The 12117-nt window shown below is 67.9% G+C and carries 12 protein-coding genes; 7 read left to right on the forward strand and 5 right to left on the reverse strand.

The features are described 5' to 3' along the window. The first annotated feature begins 8 nt into the window (after nucleotides 1–8). The 7 genes from whiA to AB4Y91_RS11950 all read left to right on the forward strand — a co-directional run bounded on the left by whiA (nucleotide 9) and on the right by AB4Y91_RS11950 (nucleotide 6024). Nucleotides 9–989 (forward strand): DNA-binding protein WhiA, encoded by a 981-nt coding sequence (gene whiA, locus AB4Y91_RS11920; RefSeq protein ID WP_066438143.1) that lies wholly within the window; start codon nucleotides 9–11, stop codon nucleotides 987–989. A 175-nt stretch (nucleotides 990–1164) separates the two neighbouring features. Then, complete coding sequence (locus AB4Y91_RS11925; protein ID WP_175323312.1) at nucleotides 1165–1788, forward strand: superoxide dismutase; 624 nt, start codon at nucleotides 1165–1167, stop codon at nucleotides 1786–1788. Nucleotides 1789–2064: 276 nt separating this feature from the next. Next, nucleotides 2065–3075: a type I glyceraldehyde-3-phosphate dehydrogenase gene (gap, locus tag AB4Y91_RS11930; RefSeq protein WP_441418683.1), complete on the forward strand. Its 1011-nt coding sequence runs from the start codon at nucleotides 2065–2067 to the stop codon at nucleotides 3073–3075. Between the two features lie 10 nt (nucleotides 3076–3085). Beyond that, nucleotides 3086–4312, forward strand: a complete 1227-nt coding sequence (locus AB4Y91_RS11935) for a phosphoglycerate kinase (protein WP_441418684.1) — start codon at nucleotides 3086–3088, stop codon at nucleotides 4310–4312. Between the two features lie 82 nt (nucleotides 4313–4394). After that, nucleotides 4395–5210 (forward strand): triose-phosphate isomerase, encoded by an 816-nt coding sequence (tpiA, locus tag AB4Y91_RS11940; protein ID WP_441418685.1) that lies wholly within the window; start codon nucleotides 4395–4397, stop codon nucleotides 5208–5210. A 49-nt stretch (nucleotides 5211–5259) separates the two neighbouring features. Next, on the forward strand, nucleotides 5260–5517 hold the full coding sequence (secG, locus tag AB4Y91_RS11945; RefSeq protein ID WP_175323316.1) for a preprotein translocase subunit SecG: 258 nt from the start codon (nucleotides 5260–5262) through the stop codon (nucleotides 5515–5517). A gap of 114 nt (nucleotides 5518–5631) precedes the next feature. After that, nucleotides 5632–6024 (forward strand): RNA polymerase-binding protein RbpA, encoded by a 393-nt coding sequence (locus AB4Y91_RS11950; protein ID WP_441418686.1) that lies wholly within the window; start codon nucleotides 5632–5634, stop codon nucleotides 6022–6024. On the opposite strand, the gene pgl is transcribed toward AB4Y91_RS11950, so the two are convergent. Genes pgl through tal form a run of 5 tightly spaced genes read right to left on the reverse strand, consistent with a single transcriptional unit; the run spans nucleotide 5977 to nucleotide 12087 of the window. Next, on the reverse strand, nucleotides 5977–6795 hold the full coding sequence (gene pgl, locus AB4Y91_RS11955) for a 6-phosphogluconolactonase (RefSeq protein ID WP_441418687.1): 819 nt from the start codon (nucleotides 6793–6795) through the stop codon (nucleotides 5977–5979). The two genes, AB4Y91_RS11950 and pgl, sit on opposite strands and share 48 nt — an antisense overlap. Beyond that, nucleotides 6785–7726, reverse strand: coding sequence for a glucose-6-phosphate dehydrogenase assembly protein OpcA (locus AB4Y91_RS11960; protein WP_441418688.1), 942 nt, complete (start codon nucleotides 7724–7726; stop codon nucleotides 6785–6787). Before AB4Y91_RS11960 ends, pgl begins: the two co-directional genes overlap by 11 nt. Further along, nucleotides 7723–9285 (reverse strand): glucose-6-phosphate dehydrogenase, encoded by a 1563-nt coding sequence (gene zwf, locus AB4Y91_RS11965; RefSeq protein WP_441418689.1) that lies wholly within the window; start codon nucleotides 9283–9285, stop codon nucleotides 7723–7725. The genes AB4Y91_RS11960 and zwf overlap by 4 nt, the downstream gene beginning before the upstream one ends. Nucleotides 9286–9300: 15 nt before the next feature. Continuing rightward, complete coding sequence (locus AB4Y91_RS11970) at nucleotides 9301–10950, reverse strand: glucose-6-phosphate isomerase (protein ID WP_441418690.1); 1650 nt, start codon at nucleotides 10948–10950, stop codon at nucleotides 9301–9303. Between the two features lie 6 nt (nucleotides 10951–10956). After that, a complete protein-coding gene (gene tal / locus AB4Y91_RS11975; RefSeq protein WP_441418691.1) occupies nucleotides 10957–12087 on the reverse strand; it encodes a transaldolase in 1131 nt (376 codons plus the stop codon). Between the last annotated feature and the right edge of the window lie 30 nt (nucleotides 12088–12117).

The raw sequence follows: 12117 nt of genomic DNA on the forward strand, positions 1-12117 counted from the left end.
AAGGTGCCATGGCACTGACAGCATCAGTCAAGGAAGAACTTTCCCGGCTGGACATCAAGAAGTCCTCGGTCCGCAAGGCTGAAGTGTCCGCCATGCTCCGCTTCGCCGGGGGCCTGCACATCATCTCCGGCCGGATTGTGATTGAGGCCGAGGTGGACCTGGCCTCGACCGCCCGCCGGCTCCGTGCCGCGATTGCCGAGGTTTACGGGCACCAGAGCGAAATCATCGTCGTCTCCGGCGGCGGCCTGCGCCGCGGCAGCCGCTACGTGGTGCGGGTGGTGCGCGACGGCGAGGCCCTCGCCCGCCAGACCGGCCTGCTGGATGCCCGCGGCCGACCCGTCCGCGGCCTGCCCTCCGTGGTGGTGAACGGCTCCGCCGCCGACGCCGAGGCGGTCTGGCGCGGCGCGTTCCTGGCTCACGGCTCGCTCACCGAGCCCGGCCGCTCCTCCGCCATGGAGGTCACCTGCCCCGGGCCGGAATCGGCCCTCGCCCTCGTTGGCGCCGCCCGCCGGCTCGGCATCCAGGCCAAGGCACGGGAGGTCAGGGGAGTGGACCGCGTCGTGATCCGCGACGGCGACACCATCGCGGCGCTGCTGACCCGGATGGGCGCCCACGACGCGCTGATGGTCTGGGAGGAGCGGCGGATGCGCAAGGAAGTCCGCGCCACCGCCAACCGGCTGGCCAACTTCGACGACGCCAACCTGCGCCGCTCGGCGCAGGCGGCCGTCGCCGCGGGGGCCCGCGTGGACCGGGCACTGGAGATCCTCGGCGACGACGTCCCGGACCACCTGAAATACGCCGGCGAACTGCGTGTGGCCCACAAGCAGGCCAGCCTGGACGAACTGGGCCGGCTCGCCGATCCGGTGATGACGAAGGACGCCATCGCCGGCCGGATCCGACGGCTCCTGGCGATGGCGGACAAACGGGCGCAGGACCTGGGCATTCCCGGCACCGAGGCGAACGTGACGCCGGAAATGCTCGACGAGTAGCCACTGCGGGGATTCAGCGACAGAATCGGATCCGACGGCCGGGAATACCTCAGCAGGACCGGAGGCTATGCCCACTGGATCCACATCCATAGACTTCCGGGTGTCCAACCATCCGGATGCACAATCCGAGAGTTAGCAAAACCGGACGAACACGTCCACGACATTGGAGGATTTTGTGACCGAGTACGTACTGCCCGAACTTGACTACGATTACGCCGCGCTGGAGCCCCACATCTCTGCGAAGATCATGGAGCTGCACCACAGCAAGCACCACGCCACCTACGTGGCCGGCGCCAACAACGCGCTGGCCCAGCTGGCCGAGGCACGCGAAAAGGGCGACTTCGCCAACATCAACCGCCTCTCCAAGGACCTCGCGTTCCACACCGGCGGCCACATCAACCACTCCGTGTTCTGGAAGAACCTTTCCCCGGACGGCGGCGACAAGCCCGAGGGCGAGCTCGCGGCCGCGATTGACGACGCCTTCGGCTCCTTCGACGCCTTCCGCGCCCAGTTCAGCGCCGCGGCGCTGGGCCTGCAGGGCTCCGGCTGGGGCTTCCTCGCCTACGAGCCGATCGGCGGCAACCTTGTCATCGAGCAGCTCTACGACCAGCAGGGCAACGTCGCGCTGGGCACCACGCCGCTGCTGATGCTGGACATGTGGGAGCACGCCTTCTACCTGGACTACGTCAACGTCAAGGCCGACTACGTCAAGGCCTTCTGGAACATCGTGAACTGGGCCGACGTCGCCAAGCGTTTCGACGCCGCCCGGAAGAACGCCACCGGCCTGATCACCCTCTAGGACAGTCGAAACCGGCGCTTAGCCGAAACCAGGCTGTAACAAAGCTCACATTTCGAGCCGTTCGGCCCGAAACGTGGACTGCCCGCCCCCGCACTTGCGGGGGCGGGTCCACTTAAACGTAAGATGGATCACGGAAGGCGGTTAGCCTTCAGCAACGTGGCTGGTCGCCCTCCGATCTGGTAATCATCTCTGCCCAATGGCGTGCGGGATCTGTTAGTTGGCTTGAACGCCTACTCAACTAATCGTGCTTGATAGAGCACCAAGGAGACTGAAAACGTGACGACACGTATTGGTATCAACGGCTTCGGCCGCATCGGCCGCAACTACTTCCGCGCCGCCCTGGCCCAGGGAGCAGACCTCGAGATCGTTGCAGTCAACGACCTCACCAGCCCGGAAGCCCTCGCACACCTCTTCAAGTACGACTCCGTCGGCGGCCGCCTGGCCGAAACCATCGAGGTCAAGGACGGCAACATCGTCGTCGACGGCAAGACCGTGAAGGTCCTTGCCGAGCGTGACCCGGCCAAGCTCCCCTGGGGCGAGCTGGGCGTGGACATCGTGATCGAGTCCACCGGCTTCTTCACCAAGGCCGCCGATGCGCAGAAGCACATCGACGCCGGTGCCAAGAAGGTCCTGATCTCCGCCCCCGCCTCGGACGAGGACATCACGATCGTGATGGGCGTGAACGACGGCCTCTACGACCCCGCCGCGCACAACATCATCTCCAACGCCTCCTGCACCACCAACTGCCTCGGCCCGCTGGCCAAGGTCATCAACGACTCCTTCGGCATCGAGCGCGGCCTGATGACCACCATCCACGCCTACACCGCTGACCAGAACCTGCAGGACGGCCCGCACAAGGACCTCCGCCGCGCCCGCGCCGCCGCCATCAACATGGTTCCCACCTCCACCGGCGCAGCCAAGGCGATCGGCCTGGTGCTGCCGGAGCTCAAGGGCAAGCTGGACGGCTACGCCATCCGCGTCCCGGTCCCCACCGGCTCCGCCACCGACCTCACCGTGACCGTCTCCCGCGAGACCACCGTCGAGGAAGTCAACGCCGCACTCAAGGCCGCGTCCGAGACCGAAGAGCTCAAGGGCCTGCTGACCTACACCGATGAGCCGATCGTCTCCTCGGACATCGTCGGGGACCCGGCGTCGTCCATCTTCGACTCCGGCCTGACCAAGGTGATCGGCAACCAGGTCAAGGTTGTTTCCTGGTATGACAACGAGTGGGGCTACTCCAACCGCCTCGTCGACCTTACGGAGCTCGTCGCGTCGAAGCTGGGCTAGGGTAAGACCCATGACATTCCACACCCTCGACGAACTGATCGCTGATGGTGTCCGCGGGCGGTACGTTCTGGTCAGAAGTGACCTGAACGTGCCGCTCGACGGCTCTGCAGTCACTGACGACGGCCGGATCAAGGCCTCCCTGCCAGTGCTGTCGAAGCTTACGGACGCCGGTGCCCGCGTGCTGGTCACGGCACACCTCGGCCGCCCCAAGGGCGCCCCGGAGGAGAAGTACTCGCTCAAGCCCGCCGTGGCGCGCCTGGCAGAGCTGGCGTCCTTCAAGGTCTCGCTCGCTGACGACACGGTCGGTGAATCCGCCAAGGCGGCCGCCGCCGCACTGCAGGACGGCGAAGCCCTCGTGCTCGAAAACGTCCGCTTCGACGCCCGCGAGACGTCCAAGGACGACGCCGAACGCGGCGCCTTCGCGGACGAGCTGGTCGCCCTCACCGGTGACAACGGCGCCTTCGTTGACGATGCCTTCGGTGCCGTGCACCGCAAGCACGCCAGCGTGTACGACGTCGCCACCCGGCTGCCGTCCTACCAGGGCGACCTGGTCCGCACCGAGGTGGAGGTGCTGCGCAAGCTGACCACCGACACCCAGCGGCCCTACGTCGTCGTGCTGGGCGGTTCGAAGGTCTCGGACAAGCTCGCCGTGATTGCCAACCTGATCGGCAAGGCGGACACCATCCTGGTGGGCGGCGGCATGCTGTTCACCTTCCTTGCCGCCGCCGGCCACAAGGTCGCCGGCAGCCTGCTCGAAGAGGACCAGATCCCGGTCGTCCAGGATTACCTCAAGCGCGCCGCCGACGCCGGCACCGAGTTCGTTGTCCCCACCGACGTCGTGGTGGCCAGCAAGTTCGCCGCCGACGCCGACCACGAAACGGTGTCAGCCGACGCCATCGAGTCCAGCAGCTTTGGTGCCTCCGGCATCGGCCTGGACATCGGCCCGGATTCGGCAGCCGCCTTCGCAGAGCGGATCAACGGAGCCAAGACGGTCTTCTGGAACGGGCCCATGGGCGTCTTCGAGTTCCCGGCCTTCGCCGGCGGCACGCGGGCCGTTGCCAAGGCCCTCACGGAAACCGCGGCATTTACAGTCGTGGGCGGCGGGGACTCCGCCGCCGCGGTGCGGACCCTGGGCTTCGCCGATGACCAGTTCGGGCACATCTCGACCGGCGGCGGCGCGAGCCTGGAATACCTTGAAGGCAAGGAACTTCCCGGCCTGAGCGTGCTGGACCGCTAGAACCTCCAGCCGGCAGGGTGCCCGGCCCGCAAGGCGGGCACCCTGCCGGCTCTTTCACTGCTACGAATCTTTTGGAGATCACGTGACAACGTCAACCCACGGCAAGTTCGACCGCAAGCCCTTCATCGCGGGCAACTGGAAGATGAACATGGACCACGTCCAGGGCATCACCCTCCTGCAGAAGCTGGCCTGGACCCTGTCCGACGCCAAACACGACTACAGCCGGGTGGAGGTCGCCGTGTTCCCGCCGTTCACCGATCTCCGCGGCGTGCAGACCCTCGTCCAGGGCGACGAGCTGGACGTCGTCTACGGCGGCCAGGACCTCTCGCAGTTCGACTCCGGCGCCTACACCGGGGACATTTCCGGACAGTTCCTCGCGAAGCTCGGCTGCCGCTACGTCCTGGTGGGCCACAGCGAACGCCGCACCATTCACAACGAGTCCGACGAGGTCCTCAACGCCAAGACCAAGGCGGCCTTCCGCCACGGCATGACCCCCGTGCTGTGCGTCGGCGAGGGGCTCGAAGTCCGCCAGGCCGGCACGCACGTGGACCACACGCTTGCCCAGCTGCGGGCCGGCGTCGAAGGCCTTACCGCGGAGCAGGCGGCCGAACTGGTGGTCGCGTACGAGCCCGTCTGGGCCATCGGCACCGGCGAAGTCGCCGGGCCGCAGGATGCCCAGGAGATGTGCGCCGCGATCCGCGCCGAACTCGCCACCCTCTTCGACGCCTCGGTCGCCGCCAAGACGCGCCTGCTCTACGGCGGCTCGGTGAAGGCGAACAACGCCGCCTCGATCCTCAAGGAACGCGACGTGGACGGATTGCTGGTCGGCGGTGCCAGCCTGGACGCCGCCGAGTTTGCTAATATTGTCAGGTTCGAGAGTCACCTGCTGACGGATTAGTCCGGACACAGCTTTGGCCCCCGCAATCCCCATCTTCTGAAAGGCCGTCGTGGACGTTCTTCATGTCATTCTCCAGGTGCTGCTGGGCATCACCAGCCTCCTGCTGACCTTGCTCATCCTGCTTCACAAGGGGCGCGGCGGCGGTCTGTCCGACATGTTCGGCGGCGGCATGAGTTCCGGGCTCAGCTCCTCGGGCGTAGCCGAGCGGAACCTCAACCGCTTCACGGTCATCCTCGGAGTCACCTGGGGCGTCGTCATCATCGCCCTCGGCCTGCTGATGCGCTTCAGCACCGGCGCCGACTCCTAGTACCCCCGTTTTCTAAAACTTCATATGGGCCTTGCGGCCCTCCCCGCATCGGGAACTCCGAACTACACTGTCGCTGGCAAGCCAATCCACCAGCCGAGTAGCCAGGAGTTCCCGATGCTGCATTCTGCTTCCGGATTCAGGGGCATCCGCGTCGGTGCCATCGCCGGAGCCCCGGCCCGCCATGAGCCCCTCGACGGGGGCGCGGCGCAACCCCGGATCTGCGTCACCTACCGGTGCGCGAAAGGCCACGAGACAGCCCTCGTGTTCGCCAAGCTCCCTGAGGAGCAAATCCCCGGGGTGTGGGACTGCCGCCGCTGCGGCGGAGCAGCCACCCGGGACGAGTCCCGCTTCGCGCTGGAGGACGAAACCGCGGAGGGGTTCAAGAGCCACCTCGAATACGTTAAAGAAAGGCGCTCCAGCCAGGACGCCGAAGACGTGCTGGCTGGAGCGCTTGAACGGCTACGCGCCCGACGCGCCCTTCCGGACGAGCTGCTCGGGGACGCGTGAGGCTGCGTCCTCGTCGATCAGCCACAGCGTCTGGAACCGGCCACGGGGCCCTGCCGCCGGCACCTGCACCGGGTTGGCTCCGGCCAGGGCCAAGCCCACGGCGCCGGCCTTGTCATCGCCGGCCACCACCATCCACACCTCGTTCGCGGTGTTGATCGTCGGCAGCGTGAGGGAGAGCCGGGCCGGCGGCGGCTTGGGGGAGTTGCGGACCCCGACGACGGTCAACTCCTTCTCCCGGATGCCGGCCTGCTCCGGGAACAAGGACGCCACGTGCGCGTCCGGGCCGACGCCCAGCAGCACGATGTCCAGCCGCGGCAAGGCGCCGGGCTCCTCCGGACGGTCATCGGACATATCGGCGGCGTGCTCGGCCGCGGCCGCCTCGGCAAGCCGCCGCGCGTAGTCCGCCGCTGCTTCTTCGGGGGTTCCGAAGTCGTCCGTCGAGCCCGGGACATGGACGCGCGAGGGGTCCACGTTGATGTGCGAGAGCAGTGACTCGTGCGCCTGGCGGGCGTTGCGGTCGGCGTCGTCCGAGCCGACGAAGCGTTCGTCGCCCCACCAGAAGTTGACCTTGGACCAGTCCACCGCCGGTGCGGCCGGCGACTCGGCGACCGCCTTGAGCGAGCCGATCCCCATCGTGCCGCCGGTAAGCACCACCGTTGCCTCGCCGTGCTTGTCCTGGATGTCCACAAGCTTGGTGATCAGGCGTGCCGCGATCGCCGCCATCAGGACGGTCGAGTCAGGATGGATGCTTACTCTGGGGTCAGCGCTCACTGGGACGGACACTCCTTAGGTTGGTACGTGGCAGTCCAATAGTAATCACTTCACCGAAGACTTCGTCCGGGTCCAGGCGCCGGAGCTCCTCAGCCAGGCAGTCCTTGAGGCTGCGGCGCGGCAAGGAGATGCGCTGGGCAGGCTGGCCCGGCTGGGTCAGTTCCGCCACGGTGAGTCCGGGTCGGAACAGCTGCACGTCGCCGCCGGTGCGGGTCAGCCGCACGCGCCGGATCCCGGTGCCGGCCGGATCAGCGACGATGGTCACCGGGGCGTCCAGCGCCAGCGTGAGCCATGCCGCGAGCAGCAGGGTGCTGGGGGAGTCCGAGGCGCCTTCGACAGCGACGGCGGTGACCGGCGAGGAGTCCACTTGGTCCAGGACTGCCGCCAGCTGGATCCGCCAGTTGGTCAGGCGGGTCCAGGCCAGGTCGGTGTCGCCGGCCTTGTAGGTGCTGCGGAGATTGTCCAGCGCCGCCAGCGGGTCCGGCTCGTTTGCGGAGTCGGTGATGCGGCGGTGCGCGATCCGGCCGATCGACGTCTCGCAGGCATTCCGGGGCGCACCGTGCGGCCACCAGGCCACGATCGGGGCATCCGGAAGGAGCAGCGCGGCCACGAGGGATTCGCTTTCCTCCGCGAGTTCGCCGTAGCCGCGGAGCAGGATGACCTCGGAGGCGCCGGCGTCGCCGCCCACCCGGATCTGCGCGTCCAGCCGGGTGGGCGCCGAGGCGCCGGCGTCGGCGAGGACGATGATCCGGCAGGGGTGTTCCCGGCTGGCTTCGTTGGCGGCCTCGATGGCTTCCTCTTCGAGGCCGGACTTGGTCACCACCACGAGGGTCAGCACGCGGCCCAGGGCGATCACGCCGCCCTGTTCGCGCAGCGCCATGATCTTCTTGGAGATCTTGGAGGTTGTTGTGTCGGGAAGATCTACGATCATGGCCTTCTCCAGGTCCGTCCGTCGCGGGCGAGCAGTTCATCGGCGGAGGCGGGACCCCAGCTTCCGGGGGCGTAGGGCTCCGGCTGTTCGTTCAGGCTGGCCCAGTAGTCCTCGAACGGGTCCAGGATCTTCCAGGACAGCTCCACCTCCTGGTGCCGCGGGAACAGCGGCGGCTCGCCAAGGAGCACGTCCAGGATGAGCCGTTCGTAGGCCTCGGGACTGGACTCGGTGAAGGAATGGCCGTACCCGAAGTCCATCGTGACATCGCGGACTTCCATCTGGGTGCCGGGGACCTTGGAGCCAAAGCGGATGGTGGCGCCCTCATCGGGCTGCACCCGGATGACGACGGCGTTCTGGCCGAAGTCGTCCTCGCCGTGGTCACGGAAGAGCAGGTTGGGCGCGCGCTTGAACACGACGGCGATCTCCGTCACCCGCCGCCCCAGCCGCTTGCCGGCCCGCAGGTAGAACGGCACGCCGCTCCAGCGCCGGGTGTTGATGTCCACCCGGATCGCGGCGAACGTCTCGGTCGTGGAGTCGGCGGGGATGCCTTCCTCCTCCAGGTAGCCCTGGACCTGCTCACCGCCCTGCCAGCCGCCGGCGAACTGTCCGCGCGCCGAGTGCGTGGAGAGGTCCTCCGGCAGCCGGACCGCGGCCAGGACCTTTTCCTTCTCGGCGCGGAGGTCGTCCGCGTTGAAGGAGATCGGTTCCTCCATGGCGGTCAGGGCAAGCAGCTGCAGCAGGTGGTTCTGGATGACGTCGCGGGCGGCGCCCACGCCGTCGTAGTACCCGGCGCGGCCGCCCGTGCCGATGTCCTCCGCCATGGTGATCTGGACGTGGTCCACGTAGTTGGCGTTCCACAACGGTTCGAACAGCTGGTTGGCGAAGCGCAGGGCCAGGATGTTCTGGACCGTCTCTTTGCCGAGGTAGTGGTCGATCCGGAAGACCGCATCGGGCGGGAACACCGATTCCACGATGTCGTTGAGCTGCCGGGCCGACTCGAGGTCGTGCCCGAACGGCTTCTCGATCACGACGCGGCGCCACTTGTCGCCCTCGGCCTGGGCGAGGCCGTGCTTGGAGAGCTGCCGGCAAACCAGTTCGAAGGCCTTCGGCGGGATGGAGAGGTAGAAGGCGTGGTTGCCGCGGGTGCCACGCTGCTCGTCGAGTTCGTCGATGGTTTCGCTAAGCCGCTCGAAGGCGTCGTCATCGTCGAACTCGCCCTGCACGAAGCGGATGCCCTCGGAGAGCTGCTTCCACACCGTTTCGTCGAAGGGTGTGCGGGCGTAGTTTTTGACCGATTCCTTCACCTCGGCGGCGAAGTCCTCGTTCTCCCACTGCCGCCGGGCAAACCCGACGAGGGCGAAGCTCGGGGGCAGGAGCCCGCGGTTGGCGAGGTCGTAGACGGCCGGCATGAGTTTCTTGCGGGCGAGGTCACCGGTAACGCCGAAGAGAACCAGGGAGGAGGGGCCGGCGATGCGGTTCAGCCGGCGGTCCCGCGGGTCCCGGAGCGGATTGCGCCCCCGGCCCGCGGACTTAGGGCTGCCGTTTTGCGAGAGTGGCATGGTTGCTGTGGTGCCTTAGCTTTCGGTGGAGGACGCTGGGCGGCCAGCAAATGAAGTGCCGGCCAGCGAGGAGACAAGCTGCTGCAACTGGCGGACGCCGGAGGCACGGTCCGTGAGGTGGAGCCGGAGCACGGGCCGGCCGTGCTCGCTGAGGACCTGCGCATCGCCGGCGGCCTGGGCGGAGATCAGCTCACCAAAGCTGAACGGGCGTTCCGGGATGGCCAGGTCCGTCGCGGAGGCCGCGGTGACCTGCAGGAACACGCCGATCGCCGGGCCGCCCTTGTGGAACTGCCCGGTGGAGTGCAGGAACCTCGGTCCCCAGCCGAAGGTGACGGGGCGGCCGCTGAGGGCGGCCAGTTCGTCCCGGATGCCTTCGAGTGGTGCGTAGTTGAGCCGGTCGAAGTAGGCCTGGACGCTGAGGTAGCCGTCCGCACCGAGCTGGCCCAACAACGCGCTGACCGCTTCGGCCGCGGTGCCGGCGTCGCCCAGCCAGGTGCCGCCGCGGACCTCGATCGCGCCGTCGGTGAAGTTGGCCGGCGTCGGTTCGGGCTGCGCATCCAGCAGGCCGCGTGCTGCGACTTTGGCGGCCTCGACGTCGGGCTGGTCGAAGGGGTTGATGCCCAGCAGCCGTCCCGCGACGGCGGTGGCGAACTCCCACGCCATCATCTGCGCGGCGAGGCCGCCGGCGATGGCCGACTCGTTGTCGCCCAGTTCGACGTCGGCGTCGGCTGCCACCAGCCGGATCACCAGCACGTCCGCGGCGCCGCCCGTGACCTCCGGCGCGTCCGGACCGGCGACGACCGGCAACACGCCGGTGCCGAGCTTGCCGGTGGACTCGGCGATGAGCTGTTCGGCCCAGTCGGCGAACCCTACGATCCCGGAGCCGTCCTCGGCGATCACGATCTTGTCGCGCAGCGGGTTAGTGCCGCCCAGCGCGGCGCCGAGGGCGAGGCCGATGTTCTCCTCGCTGTCGTCATTGAGGATCTCGGCGGTCTCTTCGGCTTCGTCCAGGAAGGCCTGGATGTCCACGCCGGCCAGTCCGCACGGCACCAGCCCGAAGGCAGTCAGTGCCGAGTACCGGCCGCCGACGTTGGGGTCGGCGTTGAAGACGGCGCGGTAGCCGGCTTCGCGTGAGGCCTTGTCCAGCGGCGATCCCGGGTCCGTGACGATGACGATCCGGCTCTTCGCGTCGAGCCCGGCCTCGGTGAAGGCGTGCTCGAAGACGCGGCGCTGCGAGTCGGTCTCCAGCGTGGAGCCGGACTTCGAGGAGACCACGATGGCGGTCTGCTCGAGCCGGTCTGCCAGGGCGGCGCCAACCTGCTCGGGGTCGGTGCTGTCCAGCACCGTCAGCTCGACGCCGGCGGTTCCGGCGATGACCTCGGGGGCCAGCGAGGAACCGCCCATGCCGCACAGGACAATCCGGGTCACGCCTTCGGCGCGGAGCGCGTCGCGGAGGGCCAGGATGTCCGCCACGAGCGGCTGGGAGACGGTGGCGGCCTCCACCCAGCCGAGCCGGACCGCGGCCTCGGCTTCGGCGTCGGGACCCCACAGGGTGGCGTCCTTGGCGAAGATCCGGGTGGCGACCCGGTCCTCCAGCAGGGCGGGCAGGTGCTGTTCATGCGCCTGGCGGGCGGCGCCCGTGGCGTCGTAGCTGAGAGTGGTCATGGGGGACTATGCGTCCTTCCGTGCAGCGGCGAGGGCGACCTCGACGTCGGCCAGCAGTTCCTTCCAGCTTGCCACAAACTTGTCGAGGCCTTCGGACTCGAGCACGGCGACGACTTCGTTGTAGGAAATGCCCAGTGCGTCGAGCGCGTTGAGGGTCGCGTTCGCGTCGTCGTAGCCGCGGGTGACCGTGTCGCCGGTGATGGCGCCGTGGTCGTAGGTGGCGTCGAGGGTCTTTTCCGGCATGGTGTTAACAACGCCGGGGGCGACGAGCTCGGTCACGTACAGGGTGTCCGGGTAGGCCGGATCCTTGACGCCGGTGGAGGCCCACAGCGGGCGCTGCGGACGGGCGCCGGCTTCGGCGAGCAGGGCCCAGCGCTCGGTGGAGAAGAGCTCCTCGTAGACCTGGTAGGCCAGGCGGGCGTTGGCCAGGCCGGCCTTGCCCTTGAGGGCTTTGGCTTCGTCGGTGCCGATCGCGTCGAGGCGCTTGTCGATTTCGGAGTCCACGCGGGAGACGAAGAACGACGCCACGGAGTGGATCTTGGACAGGTCGTGGCCGTTCTCCTTGGCCTGTTCGAGCCCACTCTGGAACGCGTTGATCACGGCGCGGTAGCGCTCGAGCGAGAAGATCAGGGTCACGTTGACGCTGATGCCGCTTGCCAGGGTGGCGGTGATGGCCTCGAGGCCTTCAATCGTGGCGGGGATCTTGATCAGGACGTTGTCCTTGTTGACCTGGCCGTAGAGTTCCTTGGCCTCGGTGATGGTGCCGGCGGTGTCCCAGGCGAGGCGCGGGTCCACCTCGATCGAGACGCGGCCGTCGACGCCGTTCGTCGCGGCGGCCACGGGGGCGAACAGATCGCAGGCGTCGGCGACGTCGGTGGTGGTGATCGCGAAGACGGTCTCCTCGACGCTGGCGCCGGCGGCTGCCATTTCCTTGATTTTGGCGTCGTAGTCGGTGCCGGTGGTGATGGCAGCGTGGAAGATGCTCGGGTTCGTGGTGACACCGACGACGTTCTTCTCTTCGATCAGCTTGCGCAGCGTGCCGGTGGCGAGGCGGCCGCGGGAGAGGTCATCGAGCCAGATGGAGACGCCGGCGTCGGAGAGCTGCTGCGTGGGGGTAGCGGTGGGGGTGGTGTTCATGTGTAACTCCTGAAGTCTGGGGCCGCCGCC

Source organism: Arthrobacter sp. YAF16, assembly GCF_052113385.1.
Lineage (GTDB): Bacteria > Actinomycetota > Actinomycetes > Actinomycetales > Micrococcaceae > Arthrobacter.

What these genes read in the sequence shown, in the direction of transcription:
- AB4Y91_RS11935 (WP_441418684.1), top strand. Translation starts at nt 3,086, where the DNA reads ATGACATTCCACACCCTCGACGAACTGATCGCTGATGGTGTCCGCGGG.
- AB4Y91_RS11950 (WP_441418686.1), top strand. Translation starts at nt 5,632, where the DNA reads ATGCTGCATTCTGCTTCCGGATTCAGGGGCATCCGCGTCGGTGCCATC.
- AB4Y91_RS11970 (WP_441418690.1), bottom strand. Translation starts at nt 10,950, where the DNA reads ATGACCACTCTCAGCTACGACGCCACGGGCGCCGCCCGCCAGGCGCAT.
- whiA (WP_066438143.1), top strand. Translation starts at nt 9, where the DNA reads ATGGCACTGACAGCATCAGTCAAGGAAGAACTTTCCCGGCTGGACATC.
- zwf (WP_441418689.1), bottom strand. Translation starts at nt 9,285, where the DNA reads ATGCCACTCTCGCAAAACGGCAGCCCTAAGTCCGCGGGCCGGGGGCGC.
- tal (WP_441418691.1), bottom strand. Translation starts at nt 12,087, where the DNA reads ATGAACACCACCCCCACCGCTACCCCCACGCAGCAGCTCTCCGACGCC.
- AB4Y91_RS11960 (WP_441418688.1), bottom strand. Translation starts at nt 7,726, where the DNA reads ATGATCGTAGATCTTCCCGACACAACAACCTCCAAGATCTCCAAGAAG.